Here is a 25,792-nt window from a genome sequence, read left to right as displayed (position 1 = left end):
CGCCCCGGCGGCGACCGGCGCGACGGCGGCCGCCGGGCGGGCGCCCCACCGGCCGCCCCCCGCCGGCCGGTCGCCGCGCCGATCGCCCGCCGGGCGCTCGCCGCGCCCGGGGCCGCCGGGCCGCTCACCGCGTCGCTCCACCGGGAAACGGTCGCCGGAGGGCCGCTCGGGGCCCGTCACGCGAGTTCCTCCCCCGCGGCCACCCGGGCGCCGCGCGCCCAGTCTGTCGCCGCCATCGCCCGCTTGCCCGCGGCCCGCACCTCGCCGAGCCGCACCGGGACGGTGGCCGTGCCGGCCAGCACCCGGGACTTCTCCACCAGCAGCTCACCCGGCTTCAGCTCGGGGCCGTCGGCCACCGGGGCGACCGGGCCGAGCTTGACCCGCTCGCCCCGGAACGTCGTCCACGGCCCCGGCGCCGGCGTGCAGGCCCGGATCCGCCGGTCGACCGCGAACGCCGGGTCGGACCAGCGCACCCGGGCGTCCTCCACGGTCAGCTTCGGCGCCAGCGACACCCCGTCGGCGGGCTGCGGCTCGGCCCGGGCGGTGCCGTCGGCGATCGCGTCGAGGACGGCCACCAGCAGGCCCGCGCCGGACTCGGCGAGCCGCTCCAGCAGGTCGCCGGAGGTGTCGGCCGGGCGGATCTCGTCGGTGAGCGTGCCGTAGACCGGCCCCGTGTCGAGGCCCTCCTCCAGCTGGAAGACGCTGGCCCCGGTCAGCTCGTCGCCGTGCAGCACGGCGTGCTGGACGGGCGCGGCCCCGCGCCACGCGGGCAGCAGGGAGAAGTGCAGGTTGATCCACCCGTGCCGGGGGATCTCCAGGGCGGCCGGCGGCACCAGCGCGCCGTAGGCCACCACGGGGACGCAGTCCGGGGCCAGCTCGCGCAGCCGGTCCAGGAACTCCGGCTCGCGCGGGCGGGCCGGGGTGAGCACCTCGATCCCGTGCTCGTCGGCCCACGCCCCGACGGGGGACCGGGACAGCCCGCGTCCCCGCCCGGCGGGCGCGTCGGGGCGGGTGACCACGGCGACCAGCTCGTGGCGGGAGGCCGCCACGGCGGCCAGGGCGGGTACGGCGACGGCCGGTGTGCCGGCGAAGATCACGCGCACGGGCGGCTCACCGACCCAGGCCGAAGGGGCTGCTGGAGGTGTGCGGGTTGAGCTTCACCGTCGGCGGGGCGGCCGGGTCGTACCACTCCGCCTGACGGATCGCCTTCATCGCCTCCTTGCGGCCGGCCGGGTCCAGCCGGTCCACGAAGAGCACCCCGTCGAGGTGGTCCGTCTCGTGCTGCACGCAGCGCGCCATCAGGCCGGTGCCGACGATCTGCAGCGGGTCGCCGTAGCCGTTGAAGCCCTTGGCGATCACGTTCTGCCGGCGCTTGGTGTCGAAGTAGAGGCCCGGAATGGACAGGCAGCCCTCCGGCCCGTCCTGCTCCTCGGCGTCGGGAAACTCCAGCACCGGGTTGACCAGGTGGCCCAGCACGTCGTCGACGTCGAAGGTGAACACCCGCAGGCCCACACCGAGCTGCGGCGCGGCGAGGCCGGCGCCGTTCTGCTCGCGCATCGTGTCGGTCAGGTCCGCGATGAGCTTGCGCAGCTCGACGTCGAAGTCGACCACCGGATCGGCCGGCGTGCGCAGCACCGGATCCCCGAACAGACGGATGGGCTGGACGGTCACTCGGCGTGGCTCCTTCGGCTGGACGACGTGGTGCCGTACCAGTCTACGGAGTGCCGGGAGACGTCCCGGCCGGCGTACCGCGTTGCGCCGCCGCCGGTTCCGTGTCGATGATCACCACGCGGCCGCTCGTACGTCCGGCCGGCCCGCGGGCGCTCGCGGAACAGCCGGCTGTCCCGCCGGTGCCGAGGTGCGGTCGGCCGGGCGGATCAGGCGCCGGCGCCCGGCTCCCCGGCCAGCACCGTGTCCCCGCCGAGCAGGGCGTGTTCGGGCAGCGGCAGCTCGATCTTGTGGGCGGCCTCCCAGTCGTGGATCAGGGTCGGCCGGGCCTGGGCGGCGAAGTAGTCCACCGCGCTCATCCCGCCGACCACCGGCTCGTCGACCTCGGCGACGAGTTGGGCCGGCACCAGGCGGAAGCCGTTCTGCAGGGCGGCGCTGAGCCGGCGGTGCCCGTCGACGACGAAGAAGTACTCCCCCGTGTAGCCGATCCGCAGCGGTTCCAGCGCCTCGTCGCCGGCCGCGGCGACGTCGCCGACGAACTCCGAGTCCCACAGGTCGCGCAGGGCGGCGATGTCCTCGGTCGGGTAGACCCGGGCCGGGTCGAGCAGCAGCAGCGGCGGGGCGTCGCGCAGCACGTCCGCGCACAGCCGGCCCTCGTACGCGTCGACGATGTGCTCGATGACCTCGGCCGCGGAGGCGCGGGTGGTGTCGCAGATCAGGTCGTAGTTGCGCAGCCGTGCCTTGTCCACCCCGTAGCGGACGATGAACCGGCCCCGCTCGCTCTCGCTGCGCTCCCGCAGCTTGGCCGTGGCTTCCTCCAGCGACGTGTAGCTCTCGGCCGGGCCGGAGGGGCGGGCGAGCACCCGGCGGGCCGCCTCGCCCGGCTCGGTGATCATGTGCACCTTGAGCGCGTCGGTGAAGAAGTGCCAGGCCAGCCGGGAGTCCATGACCAGCCGCTCGCCCGAGGCGGCGATGTCCCGCTGGAGCTGGTCGACGTAGCCGTCGACGGCCTGGTCCAGCTCGGCGTGCAGGTTGAGCTGCAGCGCGGTCATCTGCCGCTCCTGCGCCATCTGCCGGTAGAGGTCACCGACGCTGACCCGGCGCAGGCCGAGCCGCTTGGCGATCTCCACCGAGACGGTGCTCTTGCCGCTGCCGAGGTCACCATTGAAGACGATCGACTGACGAACGGTCACGACTGGTCCACCCCTGATCACCGGCTGATTGACATCATCGACATCGCGCCGAACCGACGCGCTCCCGCCATCGTCGCGCGATCCGTACGCCCCGGCATGACGGGCGATGCTATCACCCGATAGCGGGCCACCCGTCGTACCCGGCGTGCGACGGCGGCCGGTCGGGCGCCCGGAACGGCGGGACCGTGCGGCGGATCACGGGCGCCCGTCGCGGCGGCCCATCACGGACGGCACGGTCGTGGCGAGGGATCGCGGCCGTGGCGACGGATCACCGACGGCCCGGGCAGGGCGGCGGACCGCCGGCGGTCCGGGCCGTGGTCGCGGGCGGCGCGGGCGTCGTCCGGGTCAGAAGAGGCTGAGCGGGTCCACCTGGAGACGGACCGGGTCGACGGCCTTGCGCGCCGTGCGCACCCCGGCCGCCGAGTGCAGCGCACCGGCCAGCGCGGCCGCCCGGGCCCGGGGCACCCGGACCAGCATCCGCTCCCGCTCCCCGTCGGCCGGCACCGGCCCGAGCAGCTCGGCCTCGGCCGGGAGCCGGGCCTCGGCCAGCAGGTCGGCGACCGCCGCCGGCGGGCCGGTCACGCTGGCCATCCGCACCGCCGGCGGGAAGCCCAGCTCCCGCCGCTCGGCCAGTTCCCGGGCGGCGAACCAGGCGGCGTCCCAGCGCAGCAGCGCCTGAACCGGGGCGAGGGCGCCGTCGGCGACCACCACCACCCGGCCGCCGCCGGCCGCGGGGCGGGCCAGCGCCGCGGCGGCCAGCCAGCGGCGCAGCGCCTCCTCCCCCGCCCGCAGGTCGGCCCGGGTGAGCAGGGCCCAGGAGTCCAGCAGCAGCACCGCGCCGAAGCCGCCCTCGGCGACCGGCTCGGCGCCGGGGGTGGCGATGACCAGGCCGGCGCCGCCGGGCACGGTGGCGAGCACCTCCTCGCGGCCGGAGGTGCGCACCGGCACGCCGGGAAAGGCCCGACCCAGTTCCTCGGCGGTGCGCCGGGCGCCGGTGACGGAGGCGCGCAGCCGCCGCCCGCCGCACTCGGGGCAGGCGTACGCGGCGGCGACCCGCCCGCACCACCGGCAGGCCGGGCTGCCCTTGGCCGAGGGCAGCGCGAGCGGCCCGGCGCAGTGCGGGCACCGGGCCGGGGTGCGGCACTCGGCGCAGGCCACCGAGGGCAGGTAGCCGCGGCGGGGCACCTGGACCAGCACCGGCAGGTCGGCCCGGATCGCCTCGCGGGCGGTGGTCCAGGCCAGGCTGGGCAGCCGGGCGGTGGCCGCCCCGGGGTCCCGGGCCAGCTGCGGGTCGTCGCCGGTGGGCGCGATCGCCGGCATCCGGGCCCGCAGGGTGGCCCGGTCGGCCACCACCTCGCGGGCCCACCCGGTCTCCACCAGCAGCTGCGCCTCGGCTGTGCGGGCGAACCCGCCGACCAGGGCGGCGGCGTCGCCGAGCTGGGCGCGGGTGAGCAGCACCTCCCGGGCGTGCGGGTAGGGGGCCCGGGGCTCGGCGTGCAGGTCGTCGCCGTCGTCCCAGATCGCCACCAGGCCGAGGCGGGCGACCGGGGCGAACATCGCGGCGCGGGTGCCGACCACCACGGACACGTCGCCGCGCCGGGCGGCGAGGAACGCCCGGTAGCGTCGGGCCGGGCCGAGGGCGGCGGAGAGGCAGACGTGCCGCCCCGGGCCCAGGGCGGATTGCAGGGCGGCGTCGAGGCGATCCAGGTCGCGGTTGTCGGCGACCACCACCACCGCGCCCCGGCCGCCGGCGACGGTCGCGGCGACGGCCTCGGCGTACCGGGCGGGCCAGTCCTCCCCGGGCAGCGCCGACCAGACCGCGCGGGGTGCCCGCCCGTCGGCCAGCGCCCGGAGCAGGGCCGGCCCGGCCGGGTAGTCCCGCCAGGCGTCCGGACCAGGCCCGACCACCGGCCCGGCACCCGCCGGGGCGTCCGCCGGCACGGCGACCTCGGGCACGGCGACCTCGGCGGGCCCGTCGTCCGGCACGCTGGAGCCTCCGCCGGACGCCGTGGGGCCGCCCTCCAGCGCCGCGGCGTCTCCGCCGGACACGGCGGCGCCTCTGGCGGAGCCGGCCGCGTCCCCGGCGGGCGCGGCCGCGTCGCGGGCGCGGACGTCCTTCTCCACCCGGGCGTGCCGCGGCGGTACGGCGAGGCGGAGCACGTCGGCGAGGCTGCCGGCGTAGCGGTCGGCGACCGCCCGGGCCAGCCGGGCGACCTCCGGGGCGAGCACCGGCTCCGGCGAGACGACCTTCTCCAGGTACGCCAGCCGGCCGGTGTGCCCCGAGTCGTCGGCCCGCTCCAGCAGCCAGCCGTCGACGAGCTGCCCCGCGAAGCGGACCTTCACCCGCGTGCCGGGAACGGCGTCGGCGTCCAGCTCGGCGGGGACGAGGTAGTCGAACGGGCGGTCCAGGTGGGCCAGGGGCAGGTCGACGCAGACGCGAGCGACCGGCGTCCCCGAAGCGGGTCGCCGGTCGCTGCGCCTGGTGCCGGTCAGGCTCCCGCGGCCGACTTGAGGTCGGCGGCCCGGTCGGTGCTCTCCCAGGTCAGGTCCGGCAGCTCACGGCCGAAGTGGCCGTACGCGGCGGTCTGCTGGTAGATCGGGCGGAGCAGGTTGAGGTCACGGATGATGGCGGCCGGCCGCAGGTCGAAGACCTCGGTGACGGCCTGCTCGATCGAGGCGACCGGCACGGTCTCGGTGCCGAACGTCTCGATGAAGAGGCTGACCGGGTGGGCCTTGCCGATCGCGTAGGCGACCTGCACCTCGCACCGCTCGGCCAGGCCGGCGGCGACCACGTTCTTGGCCACCCAGCGGGTCGCGTACGCCGCGGAGCGGTCGACCTTCGACGGGTCCTTGCCGGAGAAGGCGCCGCCACCGTGCCGGGCGTACCCGCCGTAGGTGTCGACGATGATCTTGCGTCCGGTCAGGCCGGCGTCGCCCATCGGCCCGCCGATCTCGAACCGGCCCGTCGGGTTGACCAGCAGCCGGTAGCCCTCGGTGTCCAGGCCGAGGCTCTCCAGCTCCGGGGCGATGACGTGCTCGCGCACGTCGGGGGTGAGCAGCGAGTCCAGCGAGATGTCCGCGGCGTGCTGGCTGGAGACGACCACCGTGTTGAGCCGGACCGGCCGCAGCCCCTCGTACTCGATGGTGACCTGGGTCTTGCCGTCCGGGCGCAGGTAGGGGATGGTGCCGTCCTTGCGCACCTGCGACAGCCGGCGGGCCAGCCGGTGCGCCAGCGCGATCGGCAGCGGCATCAGCTCGGGCGTCTCCGAGCAGGCGAACCCGAACATCATGCCCTGGTCGCCGGCGCCCTGGGCGTCCAGCGCGCTCTCCGAGGCCCCGGTACGCAGCTCGAAGGCGTTGTCGACGCCCTGGGCGATGTCCGCCGACTGGGCGCCGATGGAGACGTTGACGCCGCAGGAAGCGCCGTCGAAGCCCTTCTTCGACGAGTCGTAGCCGATGTCGAGGATGGTCCGACGGACAATGGTCGGGATGTCGGCGTACGCCTTGGTGGTCACTTCACCGGCGATGTGCACCTGGCCGGTGGTGATCAAGGTCTCGACCGCGACCCGGCTGCGCGGGTCCTCGGCGAGCAGGGCATCGAGAATGCCGTCGCTGATCTGGTCGGCGATCTTGTCCGGGTGGCCTTCCGTGACCGATTCGGAAGTGAAGAGGCGGCGTGTCACGGCACTCCTAGCTTGTGGATAAGTCGTTCCGCGGAAGTCTAGTCATCCGCGCGCGCGCCGGGGGCCTTCGGTGCTGCTCGGTTCCAGCCGTCAGGAACGGTCGGGCAACCGGGCCGCCACGAGATCCCAGACGGCGTCGGCGAGGTCCTCCTTGGACTGTTCGGGCAGCCGGCTGACCGACCCGTCCGCGCCGATGACGGTCGCCGCGTTGGTGTCGGCGCCGAAGACCTTGTCGGTGCCGACCTCGTTGATGACGATGAGGTCCGCCCGCTTGCGGGCGAGCTTGGCCCGGCCGTTGGCCTCGGCGTCGCCGGTCTCCGCGGCGAACACCACCAGCACCTGCTCCGGGCGGCGGCGCTGGCCCAGCTCGGCGGCGATGTCCGGGTTGGTGACGAGCGCGATGGTGGGCGCGTCGCCGTCGTCCGACTTCTTGATTTTGCCAGGCGCGTAGGTCGCCGGGCGGAAATCGGCCGGAGCCGCCGCCATCACCACCACGTCGGCCCCGGCGGCCGCCGCGAGCGTGGCCTCGCGCAGCTCGGCGGTCGTGCCGACCCGGACCAGGTCGACGCCCGCCGGGTCGGGCAGCGCGACGTTGGCCGAGATCAGGGTGACCCGGGCGCCGCGGGCGACGGCGCAGCGGGCGAAGGCGTAGCCCTGCTTGCCGGAGGAGCGGTTGCCCAGGAAGCGGACCGGGTCGAGGGGCTCGCGGGTGCCGCCGGCGGTCACCACCACGTGCCGCCCGGCCAGGTCGGCGGGGGCGGCGAGACCCCGGGCCAGGGCCCGGCGGGCGACCGCGAAGATCTCCGCCGGGTCGGGCAGCCGACCCTTGCCGGTGTCGGCCCCGGTGAGCCGGCCGACGGCGGGCTCGACCACCCGGACGCCCCGGGAGCGCAGCGTCGCGACGTTGGCGGCGGTGGCGGGGTGCTCCCACATCTCGGTGTGCATGGCCGGGGCCAGCACGACCGGGCAGCGGGCGGTGAGCAGCGTGTTGGTCAGCAGGTCGTCGGCGAGGCCGTGCGCGGCCTTGGCGAGCAGGTCGGCGGTGGCCGGCGCGACCACCACGAGGTCGGCCTGCTGGCCGAGCCGGACGTGCGGCACCTCGTGCACGTCGGACCAGACGTCGTCGGCGACCGGCTGGCCGGAGAGCGCCGCCCAGGTCGGCGCCCCGACGAAGCGGAGCGCCGACGCGGTCGGCACGACCCGGACCCGGTGACCCGACTCGGTGAAGAGCCGTAGCAGCTCGCACGCCTTGTAGGCGGCGATGCCGCCGCCGACCCCGAGGACGATCCGGGGGGACATCGGGGCGGGTGGTTACGGCTGGTCGGTCGGCTCGGCGGTGAGCAGGCCCGCGTTGATCTCGCGCATGGCGATGGAGAGCGGCTTCTCCTGCGGGGTGGTCTCGACCAGCGGGCCGACGTACTCCAGCAGGCCCTCACCGAGCTGGCTGTAGTAGGCGTTGACCTGGCGCGCGCGCTTGGCGGCGAAGATGACCAGCGCGTACTTCGACGTCGTCTTCTCGAGGAGCTCGTCGATCGGCGGGTTGGTGATGCCTTCGGGGTTTGCGATGGATCCCACGAATTAACCTCTGCGTCTATCGCACCGCGGACAGCGGTGCTGGCGGTCAACCGCGCAGATGCGGTCGCGCCGGAGCCAGGAAAGAAGAACCGGACAAGCCTACCAGCTCCTCGACGACCCAATCGGTGAGGCTGTGCGCGACGGTGTGGTCGAACACCGCCAGGGTGTCCGCCGGCGGGACGATGCCGGGCGGGTGCAGCAGCACCAGCCGGGCGTCGGGCAGCGTCGCCCGGACCAGCAGCGCGCCGGCGAGGTCGAGGCCGAGCAGCACCGGCTGCCCGGCGGCCAGCCGGGCCCGCACCGGCCCGCCCGGCGTGCCGCGCCGGTGGGGCCCGGCCCGGCTCCACTCCAGCAGCTCCCCCGCCGCGACCATGCGGTCGAACTCGGGCGGGGTCAGGAAGAGGCGGTCCACCCCGTCCAGCTCGCCCTCGCGACGGGGGCGCGTGGTGGCCGGCACCGGGACCCACACGGACGGAGAACGCGCCCGGACGCACTCGACGACACTCTCCGTGCCCGAACCCGCGGGTCCGGCCAGGACAGTGAGCCGAGCCGCCGGGCGCGCCTCGTCATCCGTGCTCACTGCTTGTTTCTACACGCTGCCAGCCTCAGTTGGCGGCGAACTCCCCAAGCAGTGCCTTGCGCTGCTGCTCGCCGAGGCCACGCAGGCGACGGCTGTCGGCGATCTTGAGCTTCTCCATGATCTGGGTGGCCCGGATCTTGCCGATACCCGGCATCGCCTGCAGCACGGCGGAGACCTTGAGCTTGCCGACGACGTCGTCGGACTCGGCGCGCTCGAGGACGGCTCCGAGGGTGGTCTTGCCCTGCTTGAGCTGCTCCTTCAGCTCAGCACGGGCCTTGCGGATCTCCGCGGCCTTCTCCAGCGCGGCAGCGCGCTGTTCCGGGGTCAGTGACGGGAGCGGCACCAGTTCTCCTCAGGTCCCTATCGCGACGGGCGGGACGCCACGCCGCATCTGTGAAACGTGGTGTCGCTGTGAACCAAGGGGTCCGTGGTTCCCAGCGCCGGGAAAACTAGCGGCCAACGACGGTTTCGGCAACGTGGACGCGCGATGATCATCGCAAAGTGACCGAGCCGTCAGTCAGTCAGCCGGCGGTCAGGGTGGCCCGGCAGTCGGCAAGGGCCCGGTCCGCGGCGGCCCGCAGCGCGGCCGGGTCCGGGCCCGCGTTCAGCACCTCACGGGAGTACGAGGGCAGCACGGCGGGCAGGCTGGAGCCGAAGACGACGCGCAGATCCGCCGCGGTGGCGCCCTGCGCCCCGAGGCCCGGGGCGAGCAGCGGGCCGTTGACCCGGGACAGGTCGTGGCCGGTGTCGCCGATGGTCGCGCCGACCACCAGGCCGAAGCTGCCGAGCGGCTCCGCACCCGCGTTGAGCTGGGAGATCTCGTCGATGACGGTCTGCGCCACGGTCCGCCCGTCGGCGGTGCGGGCGCGCTGCACGGCGGCGCCCTCGGGGTTGCTGGTGAGCGCCAGCACGAAGACCCCGCCGCCGTGCTCGGCGGCCAGCTCGAACATCGGGGCGAGCGAGCCGACGCCGAGGTACGGGCTGGCCGTCACCGCGTCGACATGGACCGGACTGGATGGGTCAAGGTACGCCGAGGCGTAGGCGGCGACGGTCGAGCCGATGTCGCCGCGCTTGACGTCGAGGAGAACGAGCGAGCCGGCCTCCCGTAACTGTCGGATAGTTGACTCTAGGATCGCCACTCCGCGCGAGCCGAACCGTTCGAAAAACGCCGACTGGGGCTTGACCACCGCGACCCGGTCACCGAGGGCTTCCGCGACCGTCCGGGCGAACCGGTCAAGCCCCCGGACGTCGTCGTCGAGCCCCCAGCGGGCCAGCAGCCCCGGGTGCGGGTCGATGCCGACGCAGAGCGGCCCACGCTCGCTGACGGCCCGGTGCAGGCGGGCGCCGAAGCTCTCCATCCGGTTCTCTCCCTCTCCTCGCCCGGGCGTCCACTGCCCGGGCACGCTCGTCGGCGGGCGGCGCGCCGCCCGCGTACTCCCGCCGGACCGTGCCCGGCGGCTCAGCCGGCCCGCGCGGCCGCGGCGACCCCGGCGGCGATCCGGGCCAGGTCGGCGTCGTCGGTGACGTACGGCGGCATGGTGTAGACCAGGTCGCGGAACGGCCGCAGCCAGACGCCCTCGGCGACCGCGGCGGCGGTGGCGGCGGCGAGGTCCACCTCGTGGTCGAGCTGCACCACGCCGATCGCGCCGAGCACCCGCACGTCGCGCACCCCCGGCGCGCCCCGCAGCGGCTCCAGGCCGGCCCGCAGGCCCGCCTGCACCCTCGACACCTGCCCCGCCCAGTCCCCGGCCCGCAGCAGGCCCAGGGACGCGTTGGCGACCGCGCAGGCCAGCGGGTTGCCCATGAACGTCGGGCCGTGCGCCAGCACCCCGCCGGCGGAGATGCCCCGGGCGACCTCCGCCGTGCAGAGCGCGGCGGCCAGCGTCAGGTAGCCGCCGGTGAGCGCCTTGCCCACGCACATCACGTCGGGCACCACCCCGGCGTGCTCGGCGGCGAACATCGCACCCGTCCGGCCGAAGCCGGTGGCGATCTCGTCGAAGACCAGCAGCACCCCGTGCGCCCGGGTGACCTCGCGCAGCACCCGCAGGTAGTGCGGGTGGTGGAAGCGCATGCCCCCGGCGCCCTGGACGACCGGCTCCACGATGACCGCCGCCAGCTCGTGGGCGTGCCGCTCGACCGCCTCGACCAGGGCCGCCTCGTACGCGGCGTCGGGCGGGGTGTCGAAGCCACCGGGCGGGACGGGGGCGAAGACCTGCCGGGGCAGCACGTCGCCCCAGAGGTGGTGCATCCCGCCCTCGGGGTCGCAGACGCTCATCGGGTGGAACGTGTCGCCGTGGTAGCCGCCCCGCCAGGTGCCCAGCCGGCGGCGTTCCGGCCGGCCGGTGGCGCGTTGGTACTGCAGGCACATCTTGACGGCGACCTCGACGGCGACCGAGCCGGAGTCGGCCAGGAAGACGTGCTCCAGCCCCTCCGGGGCCAGCTCGACGAGGGTGGCCGCCAGGCGGACCGCGGGCTCGTGGGTGAGCCCCCCGAACATCACGTGGCTCATCCGCCCGAGCTGGTCGGTGACCGCCGCGTCGAGCACGGGGTGCCGGTAGCCGTGGATCGCCGCCCACCACGACGACATCCCGTCGACCAGCTCCCGGCCGTCGGCCAGCCGCAGCCGTACGCCCTGTGCGCCCTCCACCACGTAGGGCGGGCTGGCCGGCGGCAGGGCCGCGTACGGGTGCCAGACGTGCCGGCGGTCGGCCGCCAGGATCTCCTCGGGTGTCACGCGCGCTCCTTCGTCATCGCCCCCGCGATCTCGCACTTGTGGCCCCCTTCTCGTCCGGCATGAGGCATCGACCGGGGCGGAGAGGGCAGGATCACGGGTACCGCGGTCACCGGGCCGGTGCCGGGGCGGCGGCCGTGGCGCGGGCGACGGCCCGGGGCAGGGCCGGGCCGCGGTAGATGAAGCCCGTGTAGAGCTGGACCAGGGCGGCGCCCGCGTCGAACATCCGGGCGGCGTCGTCGGGGTCGAGGATGCCGCCGACGCCGACGACCGGCAGCCGCCCGCCGGTCTCCCGGTGCACGAACGACACCACCTCGCGGGCCCGGTCGGCCAGCGGCCGGCCGGACAGGCCGCCCGCCTGCGCGCCGCGCTCCCGGTCGGCCGGGGCGAGGCCGTCGCGCGCCAGGGTCGTGTTGGTGGCGATCACCCCCGCCGCGCCCCGGGCCAGGCAGACCTCCAACAGCTCGGCGATCGCCGGCTCGGTGAGGTCGGGGGCGATCTTCACCAGCACCGGCTTCTCCCCCACCAGCGCGGCGAGCAGGGCGTCCAGGTGCGCCCGGTCCTGCAACGCGCGCAGGCCCGGGGTGTTCGGCGAGGAGACGTTGACCGCGAAGTAGTCGCCGTGCCCGCGCAGCGCCCGGTAGGAGGCGAGGTAGTCCTCCACGGCCCCGTCCAGCGGGGTCACCTTGGACTTGCCGAGCGAGATGCCCAGCGGCACCCCGAGCGGGCGGGGCAGCGCCGCCAGCCGGGCCGCGAGGGCCTCGGCGCCGGCGTTGTTGAAGCCCATCCGGTTGACCACGGCCTCGCTGTCGGGCAGCCGGAACAGCCGGGGCCGGGGGTTGCCCGGCTGTGGGTGCGCGGTGACCGTGCCGACCTCGACGAAGCCGAAGCCCAGCGCCGGCCAGGCCGGCAGCGCCGCGCCGTCCTTGTCCATCCCGGCGGCGAGCCCCACCGGATTGGGGAACTCGACGCCGAACACCGTGCGCGGGGCCCGGACGGCGTACCGGGCGCGCAGGGCGGCCAGCGCCGCCGGCCGGCGGGACAGTCCCGCCAGCCGACGCAGCGTCCACTCGTGCGCCACCTCCGCGTCCCCCGCACCGATCCGGAACAGCCCCGGCCGCACCACCTTCTCGAAGATCACCGCGCGCTCCCCCCTGGCCCCCGTTGACCATGAGGTTGTTGCCCGTCGCACCGGCGTGTCACGACAACAACCTCATGATCAACCGGCTGGGGGCGGGTCACTCGGCGGCCCGCAGGGCGGCGTGCAGCTCCTGGAGGGGGCGGACCTGCATGTCGCCCCGGATGCGCGCCTCGATGCCCATCACGGCCGCCGCCGCGCCCGGCACGGTGGTGATGCACGGGATGTCCGCCGTGACGGCGGCGCTGCGGATCTCGTAGCCGTCCGAGCGGGCGCTGGCGCCCGAGCCCTGCGGGGTGTTGATGACCAGGGCGACGTCGCCGCCGAGGATCAGCGACACCGCGTCCTCGCCCGCGCCGGACTCGTAGTGCTTGCGGATCTGCTCGCAGGCGATGCCGTGCCGGCGCAGCACCTCGGCGGTGCCGGTGGTGGCGACGATCTCGAAGCCCAGGTCGGCCAGGCGCTTCACCGGGAAGATCATGCCGCGCTTGTCCCGGTTGGCGACCGACACGAAGATCTTCCCGGCGGTCGGCAGCGAGCCGTACGCGGCCGACTGCGACTTGGCGAAGGCGTTCCCGAAGGCCGTGTCGATGCCCATCACCTCGCCGGTCGACTTCATCTCCGGCCCGAGCAGCGAGTCCATGCCCTTGCCCGTCGGGGTGCGGAACCGCTTGAACGGCAGCACCGCCTCCTTGACCGCGATCGGGGCGCCGGCCGGCAGCGAGCCGCCGTCCCCGGTGGCCGGGAGCAGCCCCTCGGCACGCAGCTCGGCGATGGTGGCGCCGAGCGCGATCCGGGCCGCCGCCTTCGCCAGCGGCACCGCCGTGGCCTTGGAGACGAACGGGACCGTCCGGGACGCGCGGGGGTTCGCCTCCAGCACGTAGAGCACGTCGTCCTTCAGCGCGTACTGCACGTTGAGCAGGCCGCGCACCCCGATGCCCCGGGCGATCGCCTCCGTGTAGCGGCGGACCTGCGCGACGTGCGAGCCGGCCAGGGTGATCGGCGGCAGCGAGCAGGACGAGTCGCCGGAGTGGATGCCGGCCTCCTCGATGTGCTCCATCACCCCGCCGAGGTAGACCTCGCCGTCGGCGTCGCAGAGCGCGTCCACGTCGATCTCGATGGCGTCGTCGAGGAACCGGTCCACGAGCACCGGGTGGTCCGGGGAGATGTCGGTGGCCCGCCCGATGTAGTCACGCAGCGTCGCGTCGTCGTAGACGATCTCCATGCCGCGCCCGCCCAGCACGTACGACGGCCGGACCAGCACCGGGTAGCCGATCTCGTCGGCGATCGACTTCGCCTCGTCGTACGAGGTGGCCATGCCGTGCGCCGGCGCGCGCAGCCCGGCCCGGGCCAGCACCGCCCCGAACGCGCCCCGCTCCTCGGCCAGGTGGATCGACTCCGGGGAGGTGCCGACGACCGGCACGCCCGCGTCCTTGAGCCGTTGCGCCAGGCCCAGCGGGGTCTGCCCGCCGAGCTGCACGATCACCCCGACCACGCCCGGCCCGCCGGCCGCCCTGCCGGAGGAGTCCTCCGCGTGCCAGACCTCCAGCACGTCCTCGAAGGTGAGCGGCTCGAAGTAGAGCCGGTCGGCCGTGTCGTAGTCGGTGGAGACCGTCTCCGGGTTGCAGTTGACCATGACGGTCTCGTAGCCGCCACCGGCCGTGCCGCCGGCCGGGGCGCTGCGCAGCGCCTGAACCGCGTGCACGCAGGAGTAGTCGAACTCGATGCCCTGCCCGATCCGGTTCGGCCCGGAGCCGAGGATCAGCACCTTCGGCCGGTCCGACCCGACGACCTCCGTCTCCGAGTCGTAGGAGGAGTAGTGGTAGGGCGTGGTCGCCTCGAACTCGGCGGCGCAGGTGTCCACGGTCTTGTAGACCGGGCGGACGCCCAGGCGGTGCCGCAGCGTGCGTACGCCGTCCTCGGCGGCCAGCTCCGGGCGCAGCGCGGCGAGCTGCCGGTCGGACAACCCGGCCCGCTTGGCCAGGCGCAACAGGTCGGCGTCGAGCACCGGCGCGGCGACGATCTCCGCGCGCAGCTCGACCAGGGCGGCGATCTGGTCCAGGAACCACGGGTCGATCCCGCCGGACGCGGCGGCCACCTCGGCGATCGAGGCGCCCAGCCGCAGCGCCCGCTCCACCGTGTAGAGCCGGCCGTCGTGCGGCATCCGCAGCGCGGCGAGGGTGTTCTCCTTCGTCGCGCCGGCCGGGTCGGGCAGCGTCCAGAAGCCGCCCGCCTTGGTCTCCAGCGAGCGCATCGCCTTGTTCAGCGCCTCGCTGAAGTTGCGGCCCAGGCTCATCGCCTCGCCGACGGACTTCATCGTGGTGGTCAGCTCCGGGTCCGCGCCGGGGAACTTCTCGAACGCGAACCGCGGGATCTTCACCACCACGTAGTCCAGGGTCGGCTCGAAGGCCGCCGGGGTCTTCAGCGTGATGTCGTTGGGGATCTCGTCCAGGGTGTAGCCGATGGCCAGCTTCGCGGCGATCTTCGCGATCGGGAAGCCGGTGGCCTTGGAGGCCAGCGCCGACGACCGGGACACCCGCGGGTTCATCTCGATCACGACGATCCGGCCGTCGGCCGGGTTCACCGCGAACTGGATGTTGCAGCCGCCGGTGTCCACGCCGACCTCGCGCAGCACCGCGATGCCCAGGTCGCGCAGCCGCTGGTACTCCCGGTCGGTCAGGGTCATGGCCGGGGCCACGGTGACGCTGTCGCCGGTGTGCACACCCATCGGGTCGACGTTCTCGATCGAGCAGACGACCACCACGTTGTCGTGCCGGTCGCGCATGAGCTCGAGCTCGTACTCCTTCCAGCCGAGCACGCTCTCCTCGATGAGCACCTCGTGCACCGGGCTGGCGGTGAGCCCGTCGCCCGCGATGCGGGCCAGCTCCTCCGGGGTGTGCGCCATGCCGGAGCCGAGGCCGCCCATCGTGAACGACGGCCGGATCACCACCGGCAGGCCCAGCTCGGCGACCGTGGCCTCGACCTCGGCCATCGAGTGGCAGACCCGGGACCGGGGCACCAGGCCGGACGGGTCGTCCAGGCCCAGGCGTACGCCGGCCTTGGCGACGATGTCCTTGAACAGCTGGCGGTCCTCGCCCCGGTTGATCGCCTCGATGTTGGCGCCGATCAGCTCGACGCCGTACTTGTCCAGCACGCCCGCCTCGTGCAGGGCGACCGCGGTGTTCAGCGCGGTCTGCCCGCCCAGGGTGGGCAGGATCGCGTCCGGGCGCTCCTTGGCGATGACCAGCTCGACGAACTCCGGGGTGATCGGCTCGACGTAGGTGGCGTCGGCGAACTCCGGGTCCGTCATGATCGTCGCCGGGTTCGAGTTGACCAGGCTGACCCGGATCCCCTCGCTGCGCAGCACCCGGCATGCCTGGGTGCCGGAGTAGTCGAACTCGCAGGCCTGCCCGATCACGATCGGCCCGGAGCCGATCACCAGGATGTGCTTGAGATCGGTCCGCTTAGGCATGTGTGCGCCCCTCGTTCTGGGTCCGGCCCTCGATCAGCTCGGCGAAGCGGTCGAAGAGGTAGTCCGCGTCGTGCGGACCGGCTGCCGCCTCCGGGTGGTACTGGACGGTGAAGGCGGGCACGTCCTTGGCCCGCAGCCCCTCGACGACGTTGTCATTGAGGCAGACGTGACTGACCTGGACGCCACCGAACTCGGTCTCGATCACCTGATCGGGTACGACCGCGCCCTGCCGTGCGCCCGGGACCTCGACCGCGAAGCCGTGGTTGTGGCTGGTCACCTCGACCTTGCCGGTGACCCGGTCGAGCACCGGCTGGTTGATGCCGCGGTGGCCGTAGCCCAGCTTGTACGTGCCGAAGCCGAGCGCCCGGCCGAGGATCTGGCTGCCGAAGCAGATGCCGAACAGCGGCACCTTCCGGCGCAGCACCTCGCGGGCCAGTGCCACCGGCGCGTCCGCGGTGGCCGGGTCGCCGGGGCCGGGCGAGAAGAAGACGGCGTCCGCGCCGGTGGCGAGCAGGTCGTCGATGGTGGACGTGGCGGGCAGCACGTGGGTGGTGACGCCGCGCGCGGCCAGCCGGCGCGGCACGTTGCGCTTGATGCCCAGGTCCAGCGCGGCCACCGTGAACCGGTGCTCGCCCTCGGCCGCCACCACGTACGGCTTCGCGGTGGTCACCTCGGCGGAGAGGTCCGCGCCGACCATCTCCGGGGCCTGCCGCACCCGGGCCAGCAGGGCCCGCGGGTCGGTCTCGACGCTGGAGATGCCGACCCGCATCGCGCCGCGCTCGCGCAGGTGCCGGGTCAGCGCCCGGGTGTCGACGCCGCTGATGCCGACCACGCCCTCGGCGGCCAGCCGTTCCTCCAGCCCGCCGGTGGCCCGCCAGTTCGAGCCGATCCGGGCCGGGTCGCGGACGACGTAGCCGGCGACCCAGATCCGGCCGGACTCGTCGTCCTCGCCGTTGACGCCGGTGTTGCCGATGTGCGGGGCGGTCTGCACGACCACCTGGCGGTGGTAGGAGGGGTCGGTCAGGGTCTCCTGGTAGCCGGTCATGCCGGTGTTGAAGACGGCCTCGCCGAAGGTCTCCCCGACGCTGCCGTACGCCTCGCCGTGGAACGTGCGCCCGTCCTCGAGCACGAGGATCGCGGAACGTCTGCGGGTCACTTGACTGCCTTTCCGTCCAAAACCGTCGGCTCGCCGCGCAGGAAGGTCGCCACGATGCGACCCGGCAGCGTCATGCGGGCGTACGGGGTGTTGCGGCTGCGACTGGCCAGCTCCGCCGGCTCGATGGTGCGGCGGGCGGCCGGGTCGACCAGGGTCAGGTTGGCGGGCACGCCGGGCGCCGGGTCGAGGCCGTGCCCCTCCAGGCCGGCGATCCGGGCCGGGGTGCGCGACATCCGCTCGGCGATCAGGTCCCACTCGGGGCCGAGCACGTCGAGGGCGATGGACAGCGCCGTCTCCAGGCCGAGCATGCCCGGCCGGGCGTACGCCCACTCGCACTCCTTGTCCTCCACGGCGTGCGGGGCGTGGTCGGTGGCGACGATGTCGATCACGCCCTCGACCAGGGCGGCCCGCAGCGCGGCGATGTCGGTCGCGGTGCGCAGCGGCGGGTTGACCTTGTAGACCGGGTCGTAGGTCTCCGCCCGCTCGTCGGTGAGCAGCAGATGGTGCGGGGTCACCTCGGCGGTGACCCGGATGCCCCGGGCCTTGGCCTGGCGCAGCACCTCGACGCTGCCGGCGGTGGAGACGTGGCAGACGTGCAGCCGGCTGCCGACGTGCTCGGCGAGCAGCACGTCCCGGGCGATGATCGCCTCCTCGGCGACCGCCGGCCAGCCGGTCAGGCCGAGCCGCGTCGACACCTCGCCCTCGTGCATCTGCGCGCCCTCGGTGAGCCGGGGCTCCTCGGCGTGCTGGGCGATGATCCCGTCGAACGCCTTGACGTACTCCAGGGCGCGGCGCATCAGCTTCGGGTCGGCGACGCAGTGCCCGTCGTCGGAGAAGATCCGCACCCGGGCCGCCGAGTCGGCCATGGCGCCCAGCTCGGCGAGCTGCTCGCCGGCCAGACCGACGGTGACCGCGCCGATGGGCTGCACGTCGACCAGCCCGGCCTCCCGGCCGAGCCGCCAGACCTGCTCGACCACGCCGGCGGTGTCGGCGACCGGCGAGGTGTTGGCCATCGCGCAGACGGCGGTGTAGCCGCCGAGCGCCGCCGCCCGGGACCCGGACTCGACGGTCTCGGCGTCCTCCCGGCCGGGCTCGCGCAGGTGGGTGTGCAGGTCGACCAGGCCCGGCAGGGCGACCAGCCCGGTGCCGTCGACGACGGTGGCGTCCGGCGCGTCCAGCCCGGCGCCGACGGCCGCGACGACGCCGTCGCGGATCAGCAGGTCGGTCGGCGCGGCGCCGACGACGCTCACGTTGGAGATGAGGTACGAGCTCACCGGTTGTTCCCCCCGAGCAGCAGGTAGAGGACGGCCATCCGGACGGAGACGCCGTTGGCGACCTGTTCAACGATGGTGGAGCGGGGCGAGTCGGCGACCTCGGGCGTGATCTCCATGCCCCGGTTCATCGGGCCGGGGTGCATGACGATCGCGTGCTCGGGCAGCCGGCGCATCCGCGGGCCGTCCAGGCCGTAGCGGCGGGCGTACTCGCGGGCGGACGGGAAGTAGGAGTCGTTCATCCGCTCCCGCTGGACCCGCAGCATCATCACCACGTCCGACTGCGGCAGCACCGCGTCGAGGTCGTAGGAGACGTCGGTGCCGGGCGCGAGCGCCTGCGCGATGTGGACGGGGATCAGCGTCGGCGGCCCGACCAGGGTCACCTTGGCGCCGAGGGTGGACAGCAGCAGCACGTTGGAGCGGGCCACCCGGCTGTGCAGCACGTCCCCGACCACCGCGACCGACAGGCCGGCCAGCCGCCCCAGCCGGGAGCGCATCGTGTACGCGTCGAGCAGCGCCTGGGTGGGGTGCTCGTGGGTGCCGTCGCCGGCGTTGACCACCGAGCCGTCGACCCAGTCGGCGAGCCGGTGCGGGGCGCCGGAGGCGGGGTGCCGGACGACCACCGCGTCGGCGCCCATCGCCTGGAGGGTCAGCGCGGTGTCCTTCAGGCTCTCGCCCTTCGCCACGCTGGAGCCCTTGGCCGAGAAGTTGATCACGTCGGCGCTGAGCCGCTTCGCCGCCGCCTCGAACGAGATCCGGGTCCGGGTGGAGTCCTCGTAGAAGAGGTTCACCACGGTGCGACCCCGCAGGGCGGGCAGCTTCTTGACCTCCCGGCCGGCGACGGTGGCCATCTCGGCGGCGGTGTCCAGGATCTGGGTGGCCGTGGCGGCGTCGAGATCGGCGCCGGAGAGCAGGTGCCTGATCATGAGGGAGTCCCCCCGTACAGCTTGACCTCGTCGGCGCCGTCGGTCTCCGCGAGGGTGACCTTCACGCTCTCCGCGAGGGAGGTCGGGATGTTCTTGCCGACGTAGTCGGCGCGGATCGGCAGCTCGCGGTGCCCGCGGTCGACCAGGACGGCGAGCTGGACGGACGCCGGGCGCCCCACGTCGTTGAGCGCGTCGAGCGCGGCCCGCACCGTACGGCCCGAGAAGAGCACGTCGTCGACGAGGATGACCCGCTTGCCGTCGATGCCGCCGGGCGGCACCTGGGTCGGCCCGACCGCGCGGGTGGCGTGCCGGCGCAGGTCGTCGCGGTAGAGGGTGATGTCGAGCACGCCGACCGGGACGGTCACGTCCTCGAAGGTGCTGATCCGGGCGGCGAGCCGCTTCGCGAGCGGGGCGCCCCGGGTGGGGATGCCGAGCAGGACGGTGTTCTCGGCGCCCTGGGTCTTCTCCAGGATCTGGTGGGCGATGCGGTCGACCACGCGCTGGACGTCGGCGCTGGCGAGGATCACCTTCACCGAGGGTTGTCGCGGCGGCGACGACTGGGCAGCCGGTGGGTAGGCCACGGCGGACCTCCTTCCCCGCCTCACGGGACGGGTCGTTAAAGGACGTCGGATGCCGGCGCCGGACCGCGAGCGGCCCGGACCGGGGCTTCACGCCACGTTACCAGTGGTCACCGCGCCGACCGCCGCCGGCCACTGACCCTCCAATCAGCCGACGAAACGGGACAAGTCTCCCGACGGTCCCCAACGGTAGGGTCACGACCACTTGACCACGTGTCGCAATCCCCGTACCGTCACGCTCCGTAGCGATCGCTGGGAGAACCCGAGCAGCACTGGGAGTGTCCGAATGCCCTCTGAATACGCCAAGTCTCTGGGCGCCCGCCTGCGCTCCATCCGCCAGCAGCAGGGCCTGTCCCTGCAGGGCGTGGAGGAGAAGTCGAACGGGCGGTGGAAGGCGGTGGTGGTCGGTTCGTACGAGCGCGGCGACCGCGCCGTCACGGTGTCGCGCCTGGCCGAGCTGGCCGACTTCTACCGCGTTCCCGTCTCGGAGCTGCTGCCCGACGGCAGCGGGGTGCGCCACGAGCCCACCAGCAAGATCGTCCTGGACCTGGAGCGGCTGTACGACGAGGCCTCCGAGGACCTGGCCTACGTCGCCCGCTACGCGCGCGCCATCCAGCAGCAGCGCGGTGACTACAACGGGCGCGTGCTCTCGATCCGCGCCGACGACCTGCGCGCGCTCGCGATCGTCTACGACGCCTCGCCGTCCGGCCTGATCGAGCGTCTCACCGAGCACGGTGTGCTGGTCGCCGACCCGCGGGCGTTCTTCGCCTCCTGAGCCCGACCACGAGAAGGGCCCGTGCCGTCCGGCACGGGCCCTTCTGTCGTACGTGTCACACGGCCGCCGGCGGCGAGGACGCCGCGAGTGCCGGGAATGCTGCGGGCCGCCTCAGCGGGTGGCGTACTCGGCGATGCGGCCGAGGATCCCGTTGAGGAAGCGCGGGGAGTCGTCGGTCGACATCTGCCGGGCCAGCTCGACGGCCTCGCTGATCGCCACCGCGTCGTCGATCTCGTCGACGTAGAGCAGCTCGTAGACCGCGATGCGGGCCAGGTTGCGGTCGACCACGGGCATCCGGTCGAGCGTCCAGCCCTCGGCGTAGCTGGCGATCACCTCGTCGATCCGGTCGAGGTGCGCGGCCACCCCCTCGACCAGGCTGACCGCGTATCCCAGGTGCTCGGGCCGGGGCTTCTCGATCCGCTCGATGTAGCCGGCGAGCACCTCGACCGGCGGGCGGTCCCGCAGGTCGGCCTCGAAGAGCACGTCCAGCGCCCGCTTACGCGCCTTGCGGCGCGCGGGCATCTGCTGCTTGGGACCCTCGGCCATCAGGCGCGGCCGAGGTAACGGCCGTCGCGGGTGTCGACCTTGATCTTCTCGCCGGTGGTGATGAAGAGCGGGACCTGCACGGTCGCGCCGGTCTCGACGGTGGCCGGCTTGTTGCCGCCGGTCGACCGGTCGCCCTGCAGGCCCGGCTCGGTGTAGGTGACCTCCAGCACGACGCTGGTCGGGAGCTCGATGTAGAGCGGGACGCTCTCGTGGGTGGCGACGGTCGCCTCGGCCTCGGGCAGCAGGTAGTTCGCCGCCTCGCCGACGGTGCCGCCGGGGACGGTGATCTGGTCGAACGTCTCCAGATCCATGAAGACGTAGTCCTCGCCGTCGGCGTACAGATACTGCATCGTGCGCTTGTCCACGGTCGCGGTCTCGACCTTGGTGCCCGCGTTGAAGGTCTTGTCGACCACCTTGCCGGACAGCACGTTCTTCAGCGTGGTACGCACGAACGCACCACCCTTACCGGGCTTGACGTGCTGGAACTCGACGACGGCCCAGAGCTCTCCGTCGAGGTTGAGTACCAGGCCGTTCTTCAGGTCGTTGGTGGTGGCCATTTCCTGCCTTGATCATCAATTGGCGGACAGACCTGGCAAGTCTACTAGTTGCGCCGCGCGCCGCTGCCCGCCGTCTACCGGCGCCCGCCGCGTGCACTCCCGCCCCGCCCGCACCACCGGCCGTCTCCACCGCTCCGCACCCGTGACTCTCCGCACATGGCGCTCGCCGGCCGGACACCCACCTCGCGCGCCCTTTGCTCTGCACCCACGGACGCACCGCTCACCCTGTGTAACACTCGTCGCGCAGCGGCCTCTTGCGGCCGACCGAAGACTCCCAGCTCAGGCCGCCGGTGCGTAGGTGGGTGCAGAGCAAAGCGCCCGCGAGGCGTCCCACGGACGCGAAGAGAGCAGTGACGGAGAGTGACGAGTGTCGAACGTCACTCATCGTGACGAATAGCCGGAGTCCGACCCCGGCTGGCGGATCCCCCGCTTACTCGCGGTCGTGCCGTCAGCGGTTTCGGTGGGCCAGGTGGTGCAGGGCCAGCCGGTAGCCGTCGACGCCGAGCCCGCAGATCACCCCGGTCGCGACCGCGGAGACCACGGAGTGGTGCCGGAACTCCTCCCGGGCGTGGATGTTGGAGATGTGCACCTCGACCAGCGGCCCGCGCAGCATCGCGCAGGCGTCCCGGACCGCGTACGAGTAGTGCGACCAGGCCGCCGGGTTGAGCACCACCGCGGCGCCCTCGTCGGCGGCGGCGTGCAGCCAGCCCAGCAGCTCGTGCTCGGCGTCGGTCTGCCGGACGGTCACGTCCAGGCCGAGCTCGCGCCCGGTCGCCTCACAGAGCGCCACGAGGTCTGCGTAGCTGGTCGCGCCGTAGACGTCCGGCTGGCGGGTGCCGAGCCGGCCGAGGTTGGGGCCGTTGAGCACGTAGACCCTCACGCCGCGACCTCGCGGTAGGCCGCCTCCAGCAGGTCGTCCGCCGGGCCCTCGAGGATGGCGGGGCGGGCCAGCCCGTCGAGCACCACAAAGCGCAGTTGGTTGCCCCGGGCCTTCTTGTCCACCCGCATCGTGGCCAGCAGCCGGGGCCAGGCGTCGGCCGGGTAGCTGGTGGGCAGGCCCAACGCCGCCATCGCCGTGCGGTGCCGCTCCGCCGTGGCGGCGTCCAAGCGGCCGGCGAGCCGCGCCAGTTCACCGGCGTAGACCATGCCGACGGCCACCGCGTGCCCGTGCCGCCAGCGGTAGCCCTCCTCCTTCTCGATGGCGTGGGCGAGGGTGTGCCCGTAGTTGAGCACCTCCCGCACCCCCGACTCGCGCAGGTCGCCGGAGACCACGTCGGCCTTGACCCGGATCGCCCGCTCGATCAGCTCCCGCGTCACGGGGCCGGTCGGGTCGGTGGCCGCCGCCGGGTCCCGTTCCACCAGGTCGAGGATCACCGGGTCGGCGATGAACCCGCACTTGACCACCTCGGCGAGGCCGGCGGCGAGGTCGGCCGGGGGTAGGCTGTCCAGGGTCGCCAGGTCGGCGAGGACCCCTACCGGCGGGTGGAACGCGCCCACCAGGTTCTTCCCGGCCGAGGTGTTGATCCCGGTCTTGCCGCCCACGGCGGCGTCGACCATGCCCAGCAGTGAGGTCGCCACCGGCACCCAGCGCACGCCGCGCAGCCAGGAAGCCGCCACGAAGCCGGCCAGGTCGGTGACGGCGCCGCCGCCCACCCCGACCACCGCGTCGGTGCGGGTGAACCCGGCCTCGCCCAGCTTGTCCCAGCAGGCCGCGGCGACGTGGATGTGCTTGCCCGCCTCGGCGTCCGGCACCTCGATCGGCAGCGGCGCGACGCCGGCCGCGCGCAGCCGGTCGCCGATCGCGTCGGCCAGCTCCTTGAGCGGGGGCGCGTGCAGCACCGCCACCCGGGTCGCGCCCGGCAGCAGGCCGGGCAGCGCGTCGAGCAGGTCGCGTCCCACCAGCACGTCGTACGGGCGCTCGCCGCCGACGGGGATCCGGGTCATTTCGTCCATCGCCGGCAGCCTAGTCCAGCCGTCCGGTCCCGGACCGGGACTGTCCACGTGGTGGCCACCCGGTCCGCCGAAACCGCTGGCGCCGAGGCGACCGTGCCGCCGGCGGCCGGGTCAACCCGGCGTCCGTCCGGCCCAACCGGCGAGCCGACGGGCGTGCTCGGTCACCGCGGCACGCAGGGCGTCCGGGCTCAGCACGGTGAACGGCCAGCCCAGCCCGGCGAGCAGTTGGGCCATCCCGTCGAGGTTCTCCGCGCGGGTGCGCAACAGCACCCCGTCGGCGCTCTCCGTCAGCTCGGCCACGCTCGGCGGGACCCGCCGTCGGGCGGTCGCCAGGTCGGTCTCCAGCAGCACCTCGACGTGGTGGGCGTAGGGCACGCCGGCCAGCGAGCGGGTCACCTGGGCCACCGGATCGAAGCCGTCGGGCACGACGAAGGTCTCGGTCCCCGTCTCCACCTCGCCGACGCGGTCCAGGCGGAACGTGCGGACCTCCCCGCGCAGGTGGTCGTGCCCCGTCACGTACCACCGGCCGGCGTGGAAGACCAGGCCGTACGGGTCGAGCTGCCGCCGGGAGGGCGCGCCGGACCAGGAGCGGTAGTCCAGCCGCACCCGGCGCCGGTGCCGGGCGGCCGCGCCGAGGGCGAGCAACGTCCCGGTCGCCGGGCGGGCCTCCGCCGTGGAGCGCCGCAGCGTGAAGCCGAGGTGCTCCTGCACGGCGTCGAGCCGGTCGCCCAGCGCGGACGGGAGCACCCGGCGGATCTTGGCCAGCGCGGTGGCGGTCGCCGGTTCCTCGGTGCCCAGCCCGAGCCGCTCGGCGGCGAGCAGCCCGAGCAGCACGGCCACCGCCTCGTCGTCGGTGAGCATCAGCGGCGGCAGCTTGTAGCCGGGGCGCAGCCGGTAGCCGCCGTGGCGACCCCGCTCGGCGGCCACCGGGATGCCCAGCTCGGCCAGCGTCGCCGCGTAGCGCCGCACGGTGCGCTCGTCCACCGACAGCCGGCGGGCCAGCTCTGCCCCGGTGAGCCGGTGGTGGCTCTGGAGCAGCTCGAGCATGCCGAGCACCCTGGCGGCGGGATGTGACACGGACCACTCCTTCAATCAGGGCGGAAAGCGTCCGGATTCGATCGTACGGTCTCCCGGAGCGACGACAGAGGGAGAAGGCAGATGGGGACGTTCGTGCTGGTTCCGGGCTTCTGGCTGGGTGGTTGGGCGTGGCGGGAGGTGACCGCGGCGCTGCGCGAGCGGGGCCACGAGGTGTACCCGGTGACGCTGACCGGGGTGGCCGAGCGCGCCCACCTGGCCGGCCCCGAGGTGGGCCTGGAGACGCACACCACCGACGTCGTCCGGCTGATCGAGGTGGAGGACCTGCACGACGTGGTGCTGGTGGGGCACTCCGGTGGCGGGCTGCCGGTGGTCCAGGCGGCGGAGCGCGTCCCGGACCGGATCGCCCGGGTGGTCTATGTGGAGAGCGGGCCGATGCCGGACGGCATGTCGCAGTTCGACGCCAACCCGCCGGAGGAGCAGGAGCGGCTGCGCGCCCGGATCGGCGACGGCCACCTGCTGCCCCCGCCCGCGTGGGACCCGGCCGAGGACCCGGAGAACCTGGCCGGCCTGGACGCCGCCGCGCTCGCGCTGCTGCGGCGGCGCGCCACCCCCCATCCGCTGCGCGCCGCCACCGACCCGGTACGCCGCGCCGGCGGGCGCGCGGTGCCGACCGCGCTGGTGGCCAGCACCTTCCCGTTGGAGGTGGTGGAGGGCATGATCGCGCAGGGGCACCCGTTCTTCGCGGGGCTGGCCGGTGGCCAGTTGCACGCGCTGCCCACGGGGCACTGGCCGATGCTCAGCGAGCCGAAGGGCCTGGCCGACGTGCTCGACCGGATCGCCGGGAGCTGACCACAGCCTGAGCGGCCACACCGTGACGGTGGCACCCGGCGCGGGCGAACGGCGCACCCCGCGCGGCGGCGGTCCCGCCCGCCGGATCCGGTCGCGGCGCACT

24 protein-coding genes are annotated in these 25,792 nt (G+C 74.2%); 2 read left to right on the top strand and 22 right to left on the bottom strand.

The genetic code is table 11. The features are described 5' to 3' along the window. Positions 1-176: 176 nt before the first annotated feature. From fmt to pyrR, 17 genes are all read right to left on the bottom strand, one after another. Positions 177-1,103, bottom strand: a complete 927-nt coding sequence (fmt, locus tag AB0L34_RS20755) for a methionyl-tRNA formyltransferase (protein WP_363705927.1) — start codon at positions 1,101-1,103, stop codon at positions 177-179. A 7-nt stretch (positions 1,104-1,110) separates the two neighbouring features. Then, a complete protein-coding gene (def, locus tag AB0L34_RS20750; protein WP_350708933.1) occupies positions 1,111-1,671 on the bottom strand; it encodes a peptide deformylase in 561 nt (186 codons plus the stop codon). 206 nt (positions 1,672-1,877) lie between these two features. Beyond that, positions 1,878-2,861 (bottom strand): AAA family ATPase, encoded by a 984-nt coding sequence (locus AB0L34_RS20745; RefSeq protein WP_363705926.1) that lies wholly within the window; start codon positions 2,859-2,861, stop codon positions 1,878-1,880. 345 nt (positions 2,862-3,206) lie between these two features. Beyond that, complete coding sequence (locus tag AB0L34_RS20740; RefSeq protein ID WP_363705928.1) at positions 3,207-5,285, bottom strand: primosomal protein N'; 2,079 nt, start codon at positions 5,283-5,285, stop codon at positions 3,207-3,209. A gap of 65 nt (positions 5,286-5,350) precedes the next feature. Then, positions 5,351-6,544: a methionine adenosyltransferase gene (gene metK / locus AB0L34_RS20735; protein ID WP_357457669.1), complete on the bottom strand. Its 1,194-nt coding sequence runs from the start codon at positions 6,542-6,544 to the stop codon at positions 5,351-5,353. Between the two features lie 90 nt (positions 6,545-6,634). Then, positions 6,635-7,843, bottom strand: coding sequence for a bifunctional phosphopantothenoylcysteine decarboxylase/phosphopantothenate--cysteine ligase CoaBC (coaBC, locus tag AB0L34_RS20730; protein ID WP_363705925.1), 1,209 nt, complete (start codon positions 7,841-7,843; stop codon positions 6,635-6,637). Between the two features lie 12 nt (positions 7,844-7,855). Further along, entirely contained in the window at positions 7,856-8,119 is a 264-nt protein-coding gene (gene rpoZ / locus AB0L34_RS20725) for a DNA-directed RNA polymerase subunit omega (protein WP_007075826.1), read from the bottom strand. A gap of 46 nt (positions 8,120-8,165) precedes the next feature. Beyond that, positions 8,166-8,699, bottom strand: a complete 534-nt coding sequence (locus AB0L34_RS20720; protein ID WP_363705924.1) for a guanylate kinase — start codon at positions 8,697-8,699, stop codon at positions 8,166-8,168. Positions 8,700-8,724: 25 nt separating this feature from the next. Further along, a complete protein-coding gene (gene mihF / locus AB0L34_RS20715) occupies positions 8,725-9,042 on the bottom strand; it encodes an integration host factor, actinobacterial type (protein ID WP_007458370.1) in 318 nt (105 codons plus the stop codon). A 178-nt stretch (positions 9,043-9,220) separates the two neighbouring features. After that, positions 9,221-10,057 (bottom strand): orotidine-5'-phosphate decarboxylase, encoded by an 837-nt coding sequence (gene pyrF / locus AB0L34_RS20710; RefSeq protein ID WP_350708942.1) that lies wholly within the window; start codon positions 10,055-10,057, stop codon positions 9,221-9,223. 101 nt (positions 10,058-10,158) lie between these two features. Further along, positions 10,159-11,433 (bottom strand): adenosylmethionine--8-amino-7-oxononanoate transaminase, encoded by a 1,275-nt coding sequence (locus AB0L34_RS20705; RefSeq protein ID WP_363705923.1) that lies wholly within the window; start codon positions 11,431-11,433, stop codon positions 10,159-10,161. A 106-nt stretch (positions 11,434-11,539) separates the two neighbouring features. Further along, entirely contained in the window at positions 11,540-12,571 is a 1,032-nt protein-coding gene (locus AB0L34_RS20700; protein ID WP_357457658.1) for a quinone-dependent dihydroorotate dehydrogenase, read from the bottom strand. 97 nt (positions 12,572-12,668) lie between these two features. Next, positions 12,669-16,040 (bottom strand): carbamoyl-phosphate synthase large subunit, encoded by a 3,372-nt coding sequence (gene carB, locus AB0L34_RS20695; protein ID WP_363705922.1) that lies wholly within the window; start codon positions 16,038-16,040, stop codon positions 12,669-12,671. Continuing rightward, positions 16,033-17,196 (bottom strand): glutamine-hydrolyzing carbamoyl-phosphate synthase small subunit, encoded by a 1,164-nt coding sequence (gene carA, locus AB0L34_RS20690; RefSeq protein ID WP_357457654.1) that lies wholly within the window; start codon positions 17,194-17,196, stop codon positions 16,033-16,035. Before carA ends, carB begins: the two co-directional genes overlap by 8 nt. Continuing rightward, positions 17,193-18,470 (bottom strand): dihydroorotase, encoded by a 1,278-nt coding sequence (locus AB0L34_RS20685; RefSeq protein ID WP_363705921.1) that lies wholly within the window; start codon positions 18,468-18,470, stop codon positions 17,193-17,195. The genes carA and AB0L34_RS20685 overlap by 4 nt, the downstream gene beginning before the upstream one ends. Continuing rightward, positions 18,467-19,393 carry an aspartate carbamoyltransferase catalytic subunit gene (locus AB0L34_RS20680; protein ID WP_091095578.1) on the bottom strand — a complete coding sequence of 309 codons (927 nt, stop codon included), beginning with the start codon at positions 19,391-19,393 and terminating at the stop codon, positions 18,467-18,469. The genes AB0L34_RS20685 and AB0L34_RS20680 overlap by 4 nt, the downstream gene beginning before the upstream one ends. Continuing rightward, positions 19,390-19,974, bottom strand: coding sequence for a bifunctional pyr operon transcriptional regulator/uracil phosphoribosyltransferase PyrR (pyrR, locus tag AB0L34_RS20675; protein ID WP_350708956.1), 585 nt, complete (start codon positions 19,972-19,974; stop codon positions 19,390-19,392). Before pyrR ends, AB0L34_RS20680 begins: the two co-directional genes overlap by 4 nt. A gap of 283 nt (positions 19,975-20,257) precedes the next feature. Between pyrR and AB0L34_RS20670 the strand changes: the two genes are divergently transcribed. Then, entirely contained in the window at positions 20,258-20,746 is a 489-nt protein-coding gene (locus AB0L34_RS20670) for a helix-turn-helix domain-containing protein (RefSeq protein WP_013285505.1), read from the top strand. Between the two features lie 111 nt (positions 20,747-20,857). Here the strand turns inward: AB0L34_RS20670 and nusB are convergent, their stop codons facing one another. The 5 genes from nusB to AB0L34_RS20645 form a co-directional block, all read right to left on the bottom strand. Next, a complete protein-coding gene (nusB, locus tag AB0L34_RS20665) occupies positions 20,858-21,268 on the bottom strand; it encodes a transcription antitermination factor NusB (RefSeq protein ID WP_176737511.1) in 411 nt (136 codons plus the stop codon). A 23-nt stretch (positions 21,269-21,291) separates the two neighbouring features. Further along, complete coding sequence (gene efp, locus AB0L34_RS20660) at positions 21,292-21,849, bottom strand: elongation factor P (RefSeq protein WP_013285503.1); 558 nt, start codon at positions 21,847-21,849, stop codon at positions 21,292-21,294. Between the two features lie 448 nt (positions 21,850-22,297). Beyond that, on the bottom strand, positions 22,298-22,729 hold the full coding sequence (aroQ, locus tag AB0L34_RS20655) for a type II 3-dehydroquinate dehydratase (protein WP_350708958.1): 432 nt from the start codon (positions 22,727-22,729) through the stop codon (positions 22,298-22,300). Further along, the gene (gene aroB, locus AB0L34_RS20650) at positions 22,726-23,802 is read right to left on the bottom strand and encodes a 3-dehydroquinate synthase (RefSeq protein ID WP_363705920.1); all 1,077 of its coding nucleotides are present in this window, start codon (positions 23,800-23,802) and stop codon (positions 22,726-22,728) included. The genes aroQ and aroB overlap by 4 nt, the downstream gene beginning before the upstream one ends. 111 nt (positions 23,803-23,913) lie before the next feature. After that, positions 23,914-24,879, bottom strand: coding sequence for a YafY family protein (locus AB0L34_RS20645; protein ID WP_363705919.1), 966 nt, complete (start codon positions 24,877-24,879; stop codon positions 23,914-23,916). A gap of 81 nt (positions 24,880-24,960) precedes the next feature. On the opposite strand from AB0L34_RS20645, the gene AB0L34_RS20640 reads away from it, so the two are divergent. Then, entirely contained in the window at positions 24,961-25,689 is a 729-nt protein-coding gene (locus tag AB0L34_RS20640) for an alpha/beta hydrolase (protein ID WP_363705918.1), read from the top strand. Positions 25,690-25,792: the final 103 nt, after the last annotated feature.

This window comes from Micromonospora sp. NPDC052213, from assembly GCF_040679695.1.
Classification (GTDB): domain Bacteria; phylum Actinomycetota; class Actinomycetes; order Mycobacteriales; family Micromonosporaceae; genus Micromonospora.
Note: the sequence above shows the minus strand (reverse complement) of the source record. Positions and strands in the feature narration are given on the sequence as shown.